General features: G+C 58.1%; 13 protein-coding genes and 1 tRNA gene. 3 read left to right on the forward strand and 11 right to left on the reverse strand.

All coding sequences use genetic code 11. The features are described from left to right. Position 1 precedes the first annotated feature (1 nt). The 9 genes from ACM6JQ_RS01130 to rpsU all read right to left on the reverse strand — a co-directional run bounded on the left by ACM6JQ_RS01130 (position 2) and on the right by rpsU (position 13,660). Positions 2–1,684, reverse strand: a complete 1,683-nt coding sequence (locus ACM6JQ_RS01130) for a flavin monoamine oxidase family protein (RefSeq protein WP_414893102.1) — start codon at positions 1,682–1,684, stop codon at positions 2–4. Positions 1,685–1,907: 223 nt separating this feature from the next. Next, on the reverse strand, positions 1,908–2,369 hold the full coding sequence (locus ACM6JQ_RS01135; protein ID WP_007910086.1) for an Lrp/AsnC family transcriptional regulator: 462 nt from the start codon (positions 2,367–2,369) through the stop codon (positions 1,908–1,910). 145 nt (positions 2,370–2,514) lie between these two features. Then, positions 2,515–3,609, reverse strand: a complete 1,095-nt coding sequence (locus ACM6JQ_RS01140) for a pyridoxal phosphate-dependent aminotransferase (protein ID WP_414893103.1) — start codon at positions 3,607–3,609, stop codon at positions 2,515–2,517. Between the two features lie 176 nt (positions 3,610–3,785). Next, positions 3,786–4,886, reverse strand: a complete 1,101-nt coding sequence (locus tag ACM6JQ_RS01145) for an acyltransferase family protein (RefSeq protein ID WP_414893104.1) — start codon at positions 4,884–4,886, stop codon at positions 3,786–3,788. 231 nt (positions 4,887–5,117) lie between these two features. Continuing rightward, positions 5,118–5,194 (reverse strand) — tRNA-Ile (locus tag ACM6JQ_RS01150). Between the two features lie 15 nt (positions 5,195–5,209). Further along, a complete protein-coding gene (locus ACM6JQ_RS01155) occupies positions 5,210–8,956 on the reverse strand; it encodes a bifunctional diguanylate cyclase/phosphodiesterase (protein ID WP_007910089.1) in 3,747 nt (1,248 codons plus the stop codon). A gap of 126 nt (positions 8,957–9,082) precedes the next feature. Further along, on the reverse strand, positions 9,083–10,927 hold the full coding sequence (gene rpoD, locus ACM6JQ_RS01160) for an RNA polymerase sigma factor RpoD (protein WP_007949604.1): 1,845 nt from the start codon (positions 10,925–10,927) through the stop codon (positions 9,083–9,085). 67 nt (positions 10,928–10,994) lie between these two features. Beyond that, a complete protein-coding gene (gene dnaG / locus ACM6JQ_RS01165; RefSeq protein ID WP_095112712.1) occupies positions 10,995–12,959 on the reverse strand; it encodes a DNA primase in 1,965 nt (654 codons plus the stop codon). Positions 12,960–13,444: 485 nt separating this feature from the next. Next, the gene (gene rpsU, locus ACM6JQ_RS01170; RefSeq protein WP_002551877.1) at positions 13,445–13,660 is read right to left on the reverse strand and encodes a 30S ribosomal protein S21; all 216 of its coding nucleotides are present in this window, start codon (positions 13,658–13,660) and stop codon (positions 13,445–13,447) included. 199 nt (positions 13,661–13,859) lie between these two features. Between rpsU and tsaD the strand changes: the two genes are divergently transcribed. Beyond that, the gene (tsaD, locus tag ACM6JQ_RS01175) at positions 13,860–14,885 is read left to right on the forward strand and encodes a tRNA (adenosine(37)-N6)-threonylcarbamoyltransferase complex transferase subunit TsaD (protein WP_007910097.1); all 1,026 of its coding nucleotides are present in this window, start codon (positions 13,860–13,862) and stop codon (positions 14,883–14,885) included. A gap of 23 nt (positions 14,886–14,908) precedes the next feature. Here the strand turns inward: tsaD and plsY are convergent, their stop codons facing one another. Next, positions 14,909–15,478: a glycerol-3-phosphate 1-O-acyltransferase PlsY gene (gene plsY, locus ACM6JQ_RS01180; protein ID WP_007910103.1), complete on the reverse strand. Its 570-nt coding sequence runs from the start codon at positions 15,476–15,478 to the stop codon at positions 14,909–14,911. A 74-nt stretch (positions 15,479–15,552) separates the two neighbouring features. Between plsY and folB the strand changes: the two genes are divergently transcribed. Together folB and folK are read left to right on the forward strand one after the other, a co-directional pair. Beyond that, entirely contained in the window at positions 15,553–15,909 is a 357-nt protein-coding gene (gene folB, locus ACM6JQ_RS01185) for a dihydroneopterin aldolase (RefSeq protein WP_007910104.1), read from the forward strand. Beyond that, positions 15,900–16,415: a 2-amino-4-hydroxy-6-hydroxymethyldihydropteridine diphosphokinase gene (gene folK, locus ACM6JQ_RS01190; protein ID WP_007910111.1), complete on the forward strand. Its 516-nt coding sequence runs from the start codon at positions 15,900–15,902 to the stop codon at positions 16,413–16,415. The genes folB and folK overlap by 10 nt, the downstream gene beginning before the upstream one ends. 89 nt (positions 16,416–16,504) lie before the next feature. Here the strand turns inward: folK and ACM6JQ_RS01195 are convergent, their stop codons facing one another. Next, positions 16,505–17,728 carry a multifunctional CCA addition/repair protein gene (locus tag ACM6JQ_RS01195; protein ID WP_095112711.1) on the reverse strand — a complete coding sequence of 408 codons (1,224 nt, stop codon included), beginning with the start codon at positions 17,726–17,728 and terminating at the stop codon, positions 16,505–16,507.

The following is a 17,728-nucleotide window of genomic DNA, read 5'->3' on the forward strand; positions in this document are numbered from 1 at the left end:
CTTACTCGGGCAGGGCGATAGGGCCGATGTCTTTGAACACATCACCCGGGCCCGGGTTCGCTTTATGTGTCGAACCGCCGAAATGCTTCATGATCCCCCACACCGCGTTGAGCGACGTCTGCACTGCGCCTTCGACCCATGCCGGCGTCCACGAAACATCGTCGCCAGCGATAAAAATCCCGCGCTGCTCGGCTGGCATTTCGTCCTGTATGAAGTGCGCGTACATGCGCTGGTTGTAGCGATAGTGGCCGGGCAGGGCGCCTTTGAACGCACCGAGGAAATGCGGGTCGGCTTCCCACGACACGGTGATCGGATCGCCGATGATCCGCGCAGCGATGTCGACTTTCGGGTAGATCTTTTTCAACGCATTCAACGCAAGCTCAACGCGTTTTTCCACCGGATGCGGCAGCATCTTCAGCGCGTCGCTCATCCACGAATAAGACAGGCAGATCACGCCCGGTTTATCGTCGCCATTGTCGAACAGGTAAGTGCCACGGGTCAGGCGATCGGTGAGGGTCATGCTCATCAGGTCGCGGCCGGTTTCAGGGTCCTTGTCCTTCCAGAACGGCCGGTCGACCATCACGAAAGTCTTCGACGATTGCATGTAGCGGGTGCGGTCGAGGGCCATCCACATTTTCTGCGAGAACAGGCTTTCGTCGCATTCGATCTGGGTGGTCAACAGCCAGCTCTGACAAGTGGTCAGCACGGCGGCGTATTCGCGGGTGTCGCCATTATTGTCGGTGACCGCGAAACGACCATCCGCCGCGTGGGCAATTTTCTTCACGCCGGAGCGCGGCGCACCACGGTGCAGGGATTTCAGGCTGGTACCTTCAGGCCAATGCACGCAACGTTCCGGCACATGCCGCCAGATGCCCTGCGGTACTTGTTCGACGCCGCCGACCACCAGATGCTGATGATCGTCGCAGTTGGTCATCACCACGCGGAAGATTTCCAGCATCGAGTTAGGAAAGTCCGAATCCCAGCCGCCGGTGCCGAATCCGACTTGGCCGAACACTTCGCGATGATGGAACGACAGTTTGGCGAAGGCTTCCGAGGTGGCGACGAAGTCATAAAACGTGCGGTCGTCCCACAGCGGCACCAGCGTGTTCCACAGCTCTTTCAGGCGCGGCACATCGCGGTCGCGAATAGCTTGCTGGATATCGGCGAACTGCGAACCGGCCTCCAGCGCATCCGCCCAGGCGTCAGCCACTTCCTGGAACAGTGCAGGAAGATCCGCCAGTTTTTGTGCGTAATGGGTTTTGCCTTCCAGGTCGATCACCGTGCTGCCGGAGGCAGGCGTCAGCGGGTTCGGGAAGGGTTTGGTCTCAAGGCCGAGCTTGTCGACATAGTGATAGAACGCGGTGGACGATACTGGGAAGCGCATGCCGCCCAGTTCAGCGACGATGCCGTCAGTGCCGTTGAAGGCCTGCGAACGCAGACGGCCACCGAGTTTTGATGCTTCGTAAACCACGGGTTTCAAGCCGAGCTTCATCAACTCGTAAGCGGCCACCAGGCCGGCGATGCCTGCGCCGACGATCGCCACTTCAGCGCCGTGATTGTGCTCAGGAATGCTGCCGAGACCGGCCGGGTGTTCGATCCAGTCGTCAAACGCGAACGGAAAGTCCGGGCCGAAAATGGTGACTGGTTTCTTACCGTCTGCAGGATGGCGATTGTTCTTGTTCATGGCTGACCTTGCTGGCGACCCGACGCGGGATGCGCGTCTGAGTATAGGAAAAGATGCCAGCCATTCTAGGGAGCGTAGAACACGTTAATAAGACGCAAAGTGTCGTCGTTTTGCCAGATTAGCGATCAATATGACGAGCAGTGGCTACACACCGACCAAAATTTGCGAGGGAGCCTGCTCGCGAAGAAGCTCTGAAATCCACCCGAGAAGCCCGATCAAAATCTTAAACCGGCTGTCCCCGATCAATCTTGCTACTCAATATGATCGAAGTCGTGGTCTTCTCCACCCCGTCCACGCTGCCAATCTGATCGAGTAACTGATCCAGTTGCTCCGGCGAGTCCGTACGCAACCACGCCACATAATCAAACTCGCCACTCACGGCACACAGTTGCTGCACCTGTGCCATCGCACTCAACCGGCGCAACACCTCTTTGCCTGAGCGCGGCTGCACCTTGATCCCGACATACGCCTGCAACCCGCCATCGACCACCCGCTGACCCAGGCGTACGCCATAGCCGGTGATCACTTTGGCTTTTTCCAGGCGCGCCAGACGCGACGTCACGGTGGTGCGCGCAATGCCCAATTGCCGGGCAAGCATGGCCACGCTCTCACGAGCATTGATCTGCAGGGCAGCGATCAACTGACGATCGATTTCATCAAGCACGGGCGGGCGGATGTCTGGCAAGGGGCGGCTCCATTGGCGCGGATCGGTGGTTGGCGCATGTTACAGGCTCAATTGCCGGGACGCTTGCAGGCGATGATTGGGTTTCATCCGCATGTCGACGCTATTGTCCTGCTGAAACCTGACCGTTGATTCGAGCCCGTGTTTCTTACGCCAGTACCTTGGCAAATGCCTCCCGGAATCGGCGCATGTCATCGTCCGTGCCGACACTCACTCGAACCCAGGTCGGCCATTCTTTCCATACGCGACCAACATGAATGTGGCGCTCGGCCAATGCCTTTACCACAGCAGCCGCAGGGCGTCTGACATCAATCATGAAGCAATTGGCCTGGGACGCTGTGCAACGAAAGCCTCGCGCACTCAGCCAGGCGATGGTTTCCTCTCGCAGACGCGTGTTGTTCTGTTTCCTTTGCGCCAGCAACGAAGCGTCCTCAAGGCTGGCGATTGCTCCCAGCAAAGACGAAGCGGCCGGGACGTTGTAGTTGCCGAACACTTCCAATTGTTCCAACAGCGCAGGGTTACCTACTGCGATGCCGAGCCTTGCACCCGCCATGCCGTAGATTTTCGAAAAGGTACGCAGCACCAGCAGGTCGGGGTGATCCTTGACCAGTGGGATGCAGGTGATGGCCTGCGAGAAATCGATGTAAGCCTCATCCACCAACAGAATCGAGCCTTTGGGTTTGTCCTTCAACGCGCGTTCAATATCGCTGCGGGCAGTGAGGGTGCCGGTCGGATTATTCGGATTGCAGATGTAGATCAACCCCGGCTGATGGTCGGCAGCCAGCATGCGCGGCAGGTCGTGAGCATGCTCAGCGTTCAGCGGTACTTCGTGGACGGCGACATTTCTACCGCGCGCAGCCTGGACGGGATCTTCATAGGACGGTGCGGCAACCACCAGACTTCCCTGTTGCGTGAAGGCATGCACGGCGTGCTGCAGGGCCTGCTTGGAGCCGCTGTAGGTCTGCACGAAATCTTCGGGAATGCCTTGCTGGCGGGCAAACAGTGCATTGAGCCGGTACTGGATCTTGTAGGGATAACGTCCCGACAGGGCAATACCTTCCTGCATCGCTTGTCGAGCAGCCGTCGAGGGTCCCCAAGGGCTTTCGTTGAAGTTGATCAGCACCTCGTCAGAAGTTGCCGCTACAGAGGCTGTTTCAATTTGAGCCTGAGCCCAAGGATTGTGCGCCAGCAGTGGCAGCGTCGCGGCAAATCCAACGAATGAGCGTCGAGTGACATCAACCATGAGAACTCCCTTTTCGGATCATCAGATGCGCCACTGCTGTGTGGCCCCTTTAATGAAGTAACGAAATGGTTAATGGTTGATTTACCGTTGAGGCACTGTGAAAAGCGATGGCACACTCAGCCCTGAAATAGATCTATGCAGTTTTCTGGATACAAGGCGTTTGCCATCTGCACTCTTCAGAGGGTCTTTGCGTTTTCTAGTGATCGTGGCAAAGGCCTTCTGGCTCGACGAGATACCTGCATTACGCGGCGCTCGACAAGTTGGTAACTGATGAATGAAACGAGAATGACCGCACTATAAGAAATGGTCCAGAAAAGTATGGCGCTCCACAGCCCACCGTTGGAGTAACCGAGCATGCTCCAAATGCGGCCGCAGACACTTAATGTGAGGATGTGCGACAGATACATTGAATAGGAAATGTCGCCGATAAATGCTAACAGGCGGGGAGCGTGTTTTTTGCTTATGACTTCTTGCAAGGCACAAGCCAATAACAATAGAGCGTAGCCACCGCCGACCAGGAATGCCCTTTTCAGTGATATCGCCTGAATAACATCAGCATTGCCCACTGTTTTATCGAAAAACGCGTAGAGCAGACTGCTCATCCCCACCGCTGCAAGTAACACGGGGGGTATCGTTTTCAGGCCGCGTTTCGCAAGCTTCAGATAAGCGACGCCCGACAGCGCGCCGAGTATGAATTCGATTGAAAATTCGTGGGTGATAATCCGCAGATAAGGAGCGCCCGTTGTGGTCATGAAAAAAGAAGCGAAGACAATTGCAAGCAACCACACGAGCAAGGCAGCCGAAACGTACTGTACTGGCAGCTTCAATATTAAGGCGAAGACCAGGTAAAACCATATTTCATGCGTGAGTGACCACGCAACCATCACCAGGGGAGCTGACTCTTCAGGTAGTAATAGAAAGGACGAAAGGATATTTGAATGGCCGCTCTGAGAGTTGTTTACCAGTTCTGGCCTGATGATGAAGACCAATAGGACTGCCAGAAAATAAACCCAGTAGGTCGGGTAGATTCGAAGAAAGCGGCCCTTGAGAAAGTTTAATGTCTCGCCGCGCAGCCCAAATTTTTTGCGAAAGGCGATGATCATTACGAAGCCACTGAGTGCGAAGAACAGGTCGACGCCTGTTTGTCCGAATACAAACAGCTCGGGAATGATCAACTCACTCTGTAGGTATTTTGTATTGATAAAAATAGAATGGAACGCAACAACCAGAAGAGCCGCCAGGCCTCTAGCAGCTTGTAGCGAGGTAAGTTTATGCACCTGATTTCGTCCTTCGAACTGGCTAGACATCCTGTGTTGGCAGTTTGAAAGTAACGCATCTTTGACGCAAGGGCGAAGCGCGGAAACTGCCATTTACCATACGGCAATCGATTTCAAAAAATTGCAACGTTGCGGCGGGTGTTGAGTGAAGCGGATGCCGTTTTGCTTCGACACTTGGCCCGCTCTCGCGCCAGAAACGCGAAAGCCGCGCATTTGCGCGGCTTTCAGGTTTGGTGGGCCCACACGGACTTGAACCGTGGACCAAAGGATTATGAGTCCTCTGCTCTAACCAACTGAGCTATAGGCCCTCAGTAGGTCGCGGATTATAGCGACGGTTTCTCGGCTGTGCTATCCGAATAATCCGATACGGTTACACGAAGAAACGTTGCCGCGAATTCTTCCGGTGGTAGCGGCAGGCTGACGATGTAGCCCTGGATCTGTTCGCAGCCTTCGGCGGCGAGAAATTGTTGTTGTGCCTGGGTTTCCACGCCCTCGGCGATGACCGTGAATTGCATGCTCCGCCCGAGTGCGATGATGGCCCGGACAATCGCCGCATCGTGGGGGTCGTCGGGCAGTCCGCGAACGAATGACTGGTCGATCTTGAGGATGTCCAGCGGCAGGCGTTTGAGGTAACTGAGCGAAGAATATCCGGTGCCAAAGTCATCGATCGCCAGTTGCACGCCGAGGTGTTTGAGCTGGTGCAACACCGCCAGCGCCTCTTCGGCCTGACTCATGATGAAATTCTCGGTAATTTCCAGTTGCAGTAAGTCTGGCTGGAGGCGGTTGTCCTTGAGCAGTTGTTCGATGCGTCCGAGCAGATTCGGCTGACGCAGCTGTGCGCCGGCGAGGTTCACCGACAGCGGGCCGAGGCTGTCGTAGATCTGATTCCATTCGAACATTTGCCGGCACGCGGTCTCGAGCACCCAATCACCGATCTGCAGGATCATGCCGTTTTCTTCGGCCAGCGGAATGAAGTGCTCTGGCGGTACGTCGCCGAAAGTCGGGTGACGCCAACGGATCAACGCTTCGGCACCGACCAGACGATGGTCATCGAGGCTTATTTTCGGTTGGTAGTAGAGGAACAGTTCGTCACGCTCAATGGCGCGGCGCAATTCGTGTTCCAGCGCTATGCGCTCGCTGGCCTGGGCCGTGAGGTCGCGGGTGTAGCTTTCGACACGATTGCGGCCCTTGGCCTTGGAGCGGTACATCGCCGCGTCGGCGTTTTTCACCAGTGTGGCGACGTCGTTGCCGTCCCGAGGATAGAGACTGGTGCCGATGCTGGCGCTGATGAAAAACTCATGCTCGCCCGCCTGGAACGGTGCACCGAAGCAGTTGAGCAGTTTGGTGGCGATGTTATCCGCGTCGCTGGCCTGTTGCAGGCCGGGTAACAGAATGATGAATTCGTCGCCGCCCAGGCGCGCCACGGTATCGATGTCGCGCAGTTGCTCTTTCAGGCGCACGGCGATGCCCTTGAGCAGCAGGTCGCCGACCGGATGGCCGAGGCTGTCGTTGATATGTTTGAAACGGTCGAGATCGAGAAACAGCACGGCACCCTGTCCGCCGTTTTCCTGCTGACTGTTCAACGCCATCAACAAACGGTTTTCGAACAGCGTGCGGTTCGGCAGACCGGTAAGTGGGTCGTGGTGCGCCTGATAGTCGAGCTTGGCTTGTGCATGCTTGAGGCTGGAAATGTCGGCAAACACCGCGACAAAGTGAGTAATGAACTTGTCGCGATTGCGTACGGCACTGATGGTCAGCCAGCTCGGGTACAACTCGCCGTTCTTGCGCCGGTTGGAGATCTCGCCTTGCCAGTGTCCTTCGTCGGTCAATTGGTGCCACATTGCCGCGTAGAACGCGCTGTCGTGCAGGCCGGAGGCAAGCAGGCGCGGTGTATGCCCGAGCGCTTCGCTTTCGCTGTAGCCGGTGATTTCGGTGAAGGCGCGGTTGACTGCGCTGATGTGCTGTTGGGTGTCGGTGATCAGCACGCCCTCGGCGGTGCTTTCGAACACGGTGGCGGCCTGTTGCAGTTTTTCCTGCATCAGATGGCGCTCGGTGATGTCGCGGGCGATGGTCAGCATGCAGTCTTCTTCACCGATCGGCAGCGGACGGCTGGACACTTCGCAGAGGCGAATCTGCCCGTCACTGCGCCGGATATGGCAGGTGAAGTCACGCACGAAGCCATCGCGGTGCAACAGGTCGAGCATCTGTTTGCGCTCGTTGAGGTTCACCCAGATGCCCAAATCCAGCGCCGAGCGATCCACCGACATGGCGCTATTGAAACCGGTGATGCGGCTGAAACCTTCGTTGACCTCCAGCAGCAGGCCATCGCTCTGGCGTGACAACAACAAACCATCCGGCGAGGCATGGAAGGCTTTGGCGAACTTTTCTTCGGAGGTTTGCAGTTGCTGCTGGGTTTCCTTGAGCTGAGTGATATCACGCACGACGACGACCAGGGCTGGCGTTGTGTCCAGATCGAAGGGTTCGGCGGAAATCAGACCAGTGAACAGTTGGCCGTTGTTGCGGCGAAAAGGCATCTCCAGATTGCGAATACTGCCCGCCTGCAAACGTTGCAGCAGTCCCGGACCGACGCCGGGAATTCCCCAGATATTCAAGTCGGTGGCCGTTTGCCCAAGCACTTCCTCGGCTTTCAGCCCGATCTGTTCTTCAAATGCTTCATTGACCTCCAGCAGGCAGCCATCGGACAGCCGTGCAATGACCAGGATGTCCGGGCACTGCTGGAAGACCGAAGCGAATTTTTGCTCCGAGAGCCGCAGCGCCTCTTCTGTGCGCTTGATTTCGCTGATGTCGATCATCAAACCACGCATCACCGGCTCGTGACCATGTTCGATCAGACTGACGATGTCGCGTACCCACAAACAGCGGCCATCCGCGGTGATCACGCGATAATCGACGATGTGATCGCGACCCTCGCGCAGTGCTTCTTTGCAGTAACTCTGCGTACGGGTCAGATCGGCCGGGTGAATGATGTTGTGCCAGAAACCGGGGATCAGCCAGTGCGATTGTGGATAGCCGAGCAAGTCTTCGGCGTGGGGCGAGACATAGCTGTAGGTGAAGTCGCTCATCCGCGCTTCCCAGGCGATGGCCGACAGGCTCTCGACCAGGCCGCGGTAGTGATACTCGCTGCTGCGCAGTTCCTGTTCGAGGTCGATGCGTCGGGCGATTTCCGAGCTCAGGCGTCGGTTGATGCGGATCACCACGGCGAGGATCGTCACCAGCAGCAACAGCCCGGGCAAGCCGTAGATCAGCAGGTCCGACCAGAATGTCCGATGATCAAGGACGTTGCCGACCCAATGCTCCTGAATGCTGCTGATTTCATCAGGGCTCATGTCCGCGAGGACTTTGTCGAGAATCCCCACCAATACCTTGTTGTCGCGGGGTACGGCCATCGCCAGTTGGTAGCGATATGGGGTTTCGCCGCTGACGTACAGGCCGTCGAGCTTGAGCTGGCGCAGGCTCCAGACGCTGGACGCGAGGTCACCGACAACGGCGTCCACTTCGTCGGTCGCCAGCGCCTGCAATGCCGAGCTGACATTGGGCATGGCGACCAGATTCAGATCGGGGTGGTGAGTGCGCAGCAGTTCGTGGGGCGCGTAGTTCTCCACTACGGCGATCTTCAAACCGTACAGGTCGTCGAGCTTGCGTGGTTGCGCGCCGCCGATATGGGCAAGGATGACAATCGGGAAATCAAGATAAGGGCGGGTGAACGACAGGTAGGTCTGGCGCTCCGGGGTGGACATGATGCCGGGCAGGAGGTCGATCTTGCCCGATTTGACCTGTTCGAGCACCACCGTCCAGCTCACCGGTTCGATGGGCGTCAATTTGATCGCCAAGCGTTGGCGAATCACGTCGATATAGTCCGCCGCCAGGCCCTGATAACGGTTCTGGTCATCGCGAAATTCAAAGGGCGGCCACGACGCATCGACACCCAGGCGCAAGTCCGGGTGAGCCGCCAGCCAGCTACGTTCTTCATCGGTCAGAGTCAGCGCGTCAGCCGTTGCGGTCCAGATCATCAGTGACAGCAAAAAAAGCACGGACGCCAATCTGGGCATAACGCTCTCGTTATGGCTCGGGGATGATTGTTTCGAGTGTAGACGGGGTATGCGGGGGAGGGGCGTTGCGAAGGATTTAATCTGCCATATAAACAAAACCCCCGGCCTGGGCCGGGGGTTCTGGTATCACTCGTCGAGGAAGGAGCGCAGATGCTCGCTTCGCGTCGGGTGGCGCAGCTTGCGCAGCGCCTTGGCTTCGATCTGACGGATCCGCTCACGCGTTACGTCAAACTGTTTGCCCACTTCTTCGAGTGTATGGTCGGTGTTCATGTCGATACCGAAACGCATGCGCAGTACTTTGGCTTCACGGGCAGTGAGGCCGGACAGCACTTCGCGAGTCGCTTCTTTCAGGCTCTCAACAGTGGCGACATCGATTGGCGACTGCATCGTCGAGTCTTCGATGAAGTCACCCAGATGGGAGTCTTCGTCATCACCGATCGGGGTTTCCATGGAGATCGGCTCTTTAGCGATCTTCAATACCTTACGGATCTTGTCCTCAGGCATTTCCATGCGTTCGCCCAGCTCTTCCGGGGTCGGTTCGCGACCCATTTCCTGCAACATCTGCCGGGAAATGCGGTTGAGCTTGTTGATCGTCTCGATCATGTGCACCGGAATACGGATGGTGCGGGCCTGGTCGGCGATCGAGCGAGTGATCGCCTGACGGATCCACCAGGTGGCATAAGTCGAGAACTTGTAACCACGACGGTATTCGAACTTGTCCACCGCTTTCATCAGACCGATGTTGCCTTCCTGGATCAGATCGAGGAATTGCAGGCCGCGGTTGGTGTACTTCTTGGCGATCGAGATCACCAGACGCAGGTTGGCTTCAACCATCTCTTTCTTCGCGCGGCGGGCCTTGGCCTCACCGATCGACATGCGACGGTTGATGTCCTTGATTTCTGCGATGGTCAGACCGGTTTCGGTTTCCAGCGCGATCAGTTTCTGCTGGCAACGAATGATATCCGGCTGCACGCGACCGATGGCTTCGGCGTACTTGCTCTTGCCTTTGGCCAGGGCGTCGGACCAGCTTTCGTCGACCTCGTTGCCGGGGAACTGACGCAGGAAATCAGCGCGTGGCATACGTGCATCACGTACGCACAGTTGCATGATCGCGCGCTCTTGCTGACGCAGACGATCCAGGGCACCACGAACACGCTCGACCAGGCCTTCGAATTGCTTCGGTACCAGTTTGATCGGCATGAACAGCTCGGCCAGTGCCAGCAACTCGGCAATCGCTGCCTTGTTGTTGCGACCGTGCTTTTTCAGCGCCTTGCGGGTGATTTCCATCTGGTCAGCCACGGCGCCAAAGCGCTGGGCAGCGATGACCGGATCCGGACCGCTTTCGGCTTCTTCTTCGTCATCGGAAGATTCGGCTTCATCGTCATCGGTTTCGTCGTCGGCCTTCGCCGCTTTCGCTTCGACCGGTGGCGGCACCTCGGCAGGCGGCGCAATGCCGTCGTCCGGGTCGATATAACCGCTCAGGACGTCGGACAGGCGACCACCTTCGGTGGTGACGCGAGTGTACTCGGAGAGAATGTGGTCAACCGTGCCAGGGAAGTGCGCGATTGCGCTCATCACTTCACGGATGCCCTCTTCGATACGCTTGGCGATTTCGATTTCGCCTTCACGAGTCAGAAGCTCGACCGTACCCATTTCACGCATGTACATGCGCACTGGGTCAGTGGTGCGACCGATATCGGTCTCCACCGCGGCCAACGCAGCCGCTGCTTCTTCCGCAGCGGCCTCGTCGGTATCGGCGTCGGCCAACATAAGGGCGTCCGCATCCGGAGCACTCTCGTGTACGGGGATCCCCATGTCGTTAATCATGCGGATGATGTCTTCCACCTGCTCTGGATCTGAAATATCCTCGGGCAGGTGGTCGTTGACCTCGGCGTAAGTCAGATACTTCTGCTCACGACCCAGTTTGATCAACTCAATAATACGAGACTGCTGTTGCGCTTTTCCGGACATAACACCCTATCCACTGAAGGTCTTGGCGGGCAAAAAACAAGCCGAGGATTATACCTGAGCTATGACCTCACGCGCCAGTTGAGGTCGGGTTTGATGCGGAAACATTGCGACTTAAAAGGTCGCGCAGTTGATTTTTCTCTTCAACGCTCAGTTCGCTTTGACGCGCTTTCCTGAGCAACTGTTCCAGATTTCGCTCGCGTTGGCGGGCTGACAAGCTAGTAATGGTGTCGAAAAACTGTTGTTCAAGGTTATCTCCGTCAATCAGCCATTCCTTTTCTGCCAGTGCCTTGAGCAAGCGTCCCTGTTCAGTGCCGTGCCATCGCGCGATCAACTGAAATGAGTTTAGCTTGGGATTCTTCTGTACAGCTTCGAGCAGCGCCACAAGTAACTGGGCGTTGGTCTGATTCTCGTCCGCTATGTGCCCGGCATCTTCGACGCGCTCGGCCAATTGCGGGTGATGGAGCAGTGTGCGCAGGGCGGTCAGGGTCGGCGACTCGACGCCAATCGGCGTGCGCGGGCGTTGCTGATCGCGATCACCGCCACGCTTGCCGTTTTTGTCCCAGGGCTTCTTGTCCCACTTTTTGCCGCCAGCGCCGGGTTTCTTCGGCGTCCACTCCTGCTGCGGCACATACATGTCCTGTGCCTGCGGCTGATGGTAGTCGCTGTAGTCCGGCATTGCGTCGTAATCGATGCCCGGATCGTAGGCGGGCGGCGCTTCCTGCGGCGCACTTTGTGCGAGTTGGCTGACGGTTTCACTGCTCAGGCCGGTAATTTCGGTCAGGCGTTGACGCATCAGGATGCGCAGGTTGGCGCCCGGCACTTTGTCGATCAACGGTGCGGCAAGGGTGGCCATATGGGCCTTGCCTTCGAGCGAACGCGGATCGGCTTCTTCAGTCAGTTGCTGGAAAAAATAGTCCGCCAGCGGTTGAGCATGCTGATTGATCCGTGCCTTGAACGCGTCAGTGCCTTCGGCGCGCACCAGGGTGTCCGGGTCTTCGCCTTCGGGCAGAAACAAAAAGCGCGCCCGGCGCCCGTCTTGCAGGCTCGATAGCGTTGCTTCCAAGGCGCGCCACGCAGCGTTGCGGCCGGCTTGGTCACCGTCGAAGCAGAAGAGTACGTTCGGCACTACCCGGAACAGGCGCTTCAAGTGTTCTTCGCTGGTCGCAGTGCCCAGCGTCGCGACGGCATTTTTCAACCCCTGCTGGGCGAGAGCAATGACGTCCATATAGCCTTCGACGACGATGATTTCGTCGAGGTTGCGGTTGTTCTTGCGTGCTTCATAGAGGCCGTAGAGTTCCTGGCCTTTATGAAAAACCGGGGTTTCCGGTGAGTTCAGGTATTTCGGCTTGTCGTCGCCGAGTACGCGGCCGCCGAAAGCGATGATGCGCCCACGGGTATCGCGGATCGGGAACATCACGCGATCGCGGAAGCGGTCATAGCGTTTGCCGGTTTCAGCGTTCTCGATCAGCAGGCCGGCGTCGATCATGGCCTTCTGCTGCAGGGTGTCGCTGCTCAAGTGCTTGAACAGGTTGTCCCAGCCGGGCGGCGCAAAGCCGAGCCCGAAATCCCGGGCGATCTCGCCAGTCAGTCCGCGGCCCTTGAGGTAATCCACTGCGGCTTTGCGCGAAGGATGACTCTTGAGCGCCTGACGATAAAAATCGGCGGCAGCGCTGAGCAGCGGATACAACGGCGAATCGGTCGGCTGGCGCGGTTTGTGCGGGCGACCGCTTTCTTCGCGGGGGATTTCCATGCCGGCGGCTTTCGCCAGATCTTCAACGGCCTGGGGGAAATCCAGGTTGTCGTGATCCATGAGAAAGCCGAGGGCGTTACCGCCGGCACCGCAGCCGAAGCAATAGTAGAACTGCTTGTCGGGGCTGACGCTGAAAGACGGGGTTTTCTCTTTGTGGAACGGGCAACAGGCGGTGTAGTTCTTGCCGGCCTTCTTCAATTGCACGCGCGAACTGACCACGTCGACAATGTCGGTGCGGTTCAGCAGGTCGTCAATGAAGCTCTGGGGAATCAGCCCGGCCATGGCGTTCTCGTCGTCTGCGCTGTAATAAGTCCGATGCGTAAGGCTGGCGGACGCGGGTCATTGTTTGAAGCGCGCAAAATATGCGGCTCGACCGGTGTCGTCTGCGTAATCGCTGTCGGGAATTGTATCTGCCGAAAATCCACTGACGTTAGTACTCATCAGCCTTCGACTATTTGAAAGTGTTGCGCTGAATCCGCTGACGGCCGGTTAAGGGCCTCGGATAGCTCAATAAAGCGGGCACGCATGCAGGTGCCTTGGGCTGATCGTCGTGAGAGGAATCAGTGGGTGTGCTCGTCAGTAGCCTTGAAAGGCTCGTCAGAAAAGACGTGCACCGCTGGCAAAAGAGCCAGGTCTGACGCGTGAAGCAGATTTGTCTCGGTCGCGTGTGCGGCTTCGACGGTGAAGCATCAAGCGTTTTACGCAAATGCCATTAGCCCGGCTGAGAGCCGGGCTTAGGCAAGAAGCTTGCTACGAACGTCTGTGTATTAGTACAGACGAACGGCGCGGCGCTGTTCGCGCTGAACTTTCTTGGCGTGACGCTTAACAGCGGCTGCTGCTTTGCGCTTACGCTCAGAAGTTGGCTTCTCGTAAAATTCGCGGCTACGAACTTCAGCCAGTACACCGGCTTTTTCGCAGGAGCGCTTGAAACGACGCAGAGCTACGTCGAAGGGTTCGTTCTCTTTAACTTTGACGGCTGGCATCCAGAGCTACCTTCATTCATTACCGGGGTCAACATCCTCGCGGCAAAAGAGCACTTGAAGACGTCGGTTTTTAAGGGTTGCGGATGTTAACCCCTCATCGCTCGGAATGCAAAGCCTCTGATCGAAAACCGCTGGTCGGGGCATCACGCGGCGACTATTATGCGCGCCTTCGAATTCAGCCTAAACAAGGCGCAAACCCATGCTAGTACTGGGATTAGAAACCTCCTGCGACGAAACCGGCGTCGCATTATATGACAGTGAACGCGGCTTGCTGGCCGATGCATTGTTCAGCCAGATCGACCTGCACCGCGCCTATGGCGGCGTGGTGCCGGAGCTCGCCTCGCGTGACCACGTCAAACGCATGCTGCCCTTGATTCGTCAGGTGTTGGCCGAGGCCGACTGCGTGCCGACCGAGATCGATGCGATCGCCTATACCGCGGGTCCTGGCCTGGTTGGCGCGCTGCTGGTTGGTGCTTCCTGCGCTCAGGCGCTGGCGTTTGCCTGGGGCATTCCGGCACTCGGCGTGCACCACATGGAAGGGCATTTGCTGGCGCCGATGCTGGAGCCAAAACCGCCGGAATTCCCGTTCGTCGCTTTGTTGGTCTCCGGAGGTCACACGCAACTGGTTCAGGTCGATGGCATCGGTCAATACAGCCTGCTTGGCGAGACGCTCGACGATGCCGCTGGCGAAGCGTTCGACAAGACTGCAAAGATGATGGGCCTCAATTATCCGGGCGGACCGGAAATCGCCAAGTTGGCGGAGAAGGGCGTCGCGGGACGTTTCACCTTTCCGCGTCCGATGTGTGATCGCCCAGGTCTGCAATTCAGCTTCAGTGGCCTGAAGACCTCTGCTCTCAACGCCTGGCAGCAGTGCGTCAGCGCCGGGGACGACAACGAGCAAGCCCGTTGCGACATCGCGCTGGCGTTCCAGCAGGCCGTGGTGGAGACTTTGACCATCAAGTGCAAGCGAGCCCTGAAACAGGCGGGCATGAAGCGTCTGGTGATCGCTGGCGGCGTCAGTGCCAACAAGGCCTTGCGTGTTTCGCTGGAGAAGATGCTCGGCGACATGAAGGGCGATGTGTTTTACGCCCGCCCGGAGTTCTGCACCGACAATGGCGCAATGATCGCGTTCGCCGGTTGCCAGCGCTTGCAGGCCGGTCAGCAGGAAAGTCTGGCGATCAGCGTGCAGGCGCGCTGGCCGATGGAGCAATTGTCGCCGCTGTGATGAGAGGCGCTCACGGGCGCCATTTAAAAATGCCGTTCGCGCCCGGCAAACAGGTCGCGTAAATTGCCGCGGTGGCGCCAGACGATCAGCAAGGTCAATGCGCTCATCGGCAACAACGCCTCCGGCTCCTGCCAGGCCAACAACGGCAGGGTCAAAGGCGTGGCGATCAGCGCTGCGAGCGAACTGGTGCGGGTCAGGTAAAACGTCAGCAACCAGGTGCATACTGCCAGCAGCGCGGCGGGGGGATACAGGCCGAGCAGCATGCCGGCGGCGGTGGCGACGCCCTTGCCGCCACGAAAGCGAAAGTACAGCGGGAACAGGTGACCGATCACGGCGCACACGCCGATCCATGCCTGATCCTGCAGCGAAAGGCCTGCAGCCGAGGCGATCAGCACCGGCACCAAGCCTTTGCACAAATCACCCAGCAGGGTCAGGATCGCGAGTTTGCGGCCGGCCAGGCGCAGCATGTTGGTGGCACCGGCATTGCCCGAGCCACTCATTCGCGGATCCGGATTTCCGGTCAGGCGGCTGAGCAAAATGGCGAAGGACAGCGAGCCGAGCAGGTAGGCGAAAGTCGCCAGTAACCAAAACATGCTAACTATTCCGGGCGAGGACGCCCTGATTCTAACGGCGCATTGCGCCCTTGTCGTGCAGCGGAGAGAAGTGCTTGGACAGAGTGTTTATCGAGGGCCTGGAAGTCGACACCGTGATCGGTGCCTACGACTGGGAGCGCGGCATCCGACAGTGCCTGCGACTTGATCTGAGCTTCGCCTGGGACAATCGCCCGGCCGCCGCCGGTGATGACCTGACCCTGGCGCTTGACTACGCCAGCGTGTCCAGCCGAATTCAGGCGTTTGCCGAGCAGGCGCAGTTCCAGCTGGTCGAAACGTTCGCCGAGCGCCTTGTCGAGGTGCTGATGAATGAATTCAAGATTACTTGGGTTCGTCTGAAGTTGACCAAGCCAGGCGCCGTACCGGCTGCCAAAGGTGGCGTGGGTGTGGAGATCGAGCGCGGATGTCGCTGACTCAGGTCTACCTCGGGCTCGGTAGCAATATCGAGCGCGAAACCCATTTGCGCGCCGGGCTCGATGCTTTGGCGACGTTTCTGGTGGATATCCGCTGTTCGGCGGTGTTCGAGAGCGCACCTGTGGGAATCAAGAGCGGGCCGTTCTTCAACTTCGTGGTGTCGGCGTATACCGATCTGCCGTTGATGGAGCTGGACCGACGCTTGAAATTCATCGAGGCGGATAATGGCCGTTACGCGCCGGATCGCAAGGGGTTGCCGCTGGATATCGACGTGCTGCTGTATGGCGATCTGGTGGGGAATTTCGACGGTCTGGTTTTGCCGCGGGCCGAGATTCTGAAAAACGCGTTTGTGCTGTGGCCGTTGTCGCTGATTGCACCGGATCGCGTGCATCCCGGTGTGGGAAAAAGCTTCGCCACGTTGTGGGCTGAGGCGCAGATTGATCAGGTGCTGGCGCCGGTGGCGTTCGAATGGCGGGGTGAGCAACTCACGCCTGAGAACCTTTAAAGCAAAAGATCGCAGCCTGCGGCAGCTCCTACAGGAGAAACATAATCCCGTGTAGGAGCTGCCGCAGGCTGCGATTTTTTGATCTTGCTTCAAGCGTTCTCTTTGTAGGCTTTCAGCGCTTTTAGCCGTTCACGCTTGAGCGCTTCGCCCAGTTCCGGCCCTTTGAATCCCTTCTCCAGCAACGGTTGCACCGCAACTTCCCGCGCTGCCTTTGCCGCACCGCGCAAGTAATCCGCCTGTGGGTAACTTCTCTGCTCCAGCCCTTTACGGCCTCGGGCGTCCATTTCGCATGCGGCGATAAATTCTTCAAAGCGCTGCGGCCGGCGATACACGTCAAAACTCTGCAACAACTCCAGTAACGTCGAAGCCTTCAGCTCCAGGGCGCGGTGCCCGTGGGTGTGGTACTTGCCAACCAGCAACGCCAATTCCTGGCAATCCTTCGGCGCCTTGAAGCGCTCGTTGACCGCTTTGATCAGCTTCAACCCCGTGTGCTCATGGGCGATATGTCGTGGCCATTGGTCTTCCGGGGTCAAGCCTTTGCCAAGGTCGTGCAAGAGGCAAGCCCAACGAACCGTCAGCGGTTGTTTGTGCAGCGCCGATTGCTCCAAAACGCTCAGCGTGTGCAGGCCGGTATCGATTTCCGGGTGATGCGCTTCCGGCTGTGGCACACCAAAAAGTGCGTCGACTTCCGGCATCAATACCTTCAACGCGCCACAGTCGCGAAGCACCTGAATGAACACCTGCGGCTGTTCTTCCAACAGTGCACGGGAGATTTCTTTCCAGCTGCGTTCGGCGGTCAGCGCCTCCAGTTCTCCGGATTCGCTGAGCTGTCGCATCAGTTCGAGTGTTTCGGGTGCCACGGTGAAACCGAGTCCGGCATAACGCGCAGCGAATCGGGCTACGCGCAAGACACGGAGGGGATCCTCGGCGAACGCCGGAGATACATGGCGCAGAATTCGGGCTTGAAGATCGCGCTGGCCATGGTACGGATCAGTCAGATTGTGCTGATCGTCCTCGGCCATGGCATTGATGGTCAGGTCACGGCGAATCAGGTCTTCTTCGAGCGTCACTTCAGGGCTGGCGTGAAAGGTGAAGCCGCCATAGCCACGCCCGCTCTTGCGTTCAGTGCGGGCGAGGGCATATTCCTCGCCGCTTTTTGGGTGAAGAAACACCGGAAAATCTGCGCCGACCGGGCGGTATCCCTGGGCGAGCATTTCTTCCGTGGTAGCGCCGACCACCACCCAATCGATGTCAGTAACCGGTTTGCCCAGCAAGCGATCACGTACTGCGCCGCCAACCTTGAAAATCTGCAT

It is taken from the genome of Pseudomonas sp. IT-232MI5, assembly GCF_949767845.1.
In the GTDB taxonomy this organism is placed as follows: domain Bacteria; phylum Pseudomonadota; class Gammaproteobacteria; order Pseudomonadales; family Pseudomonadaceae; genus Aquipseudomonas.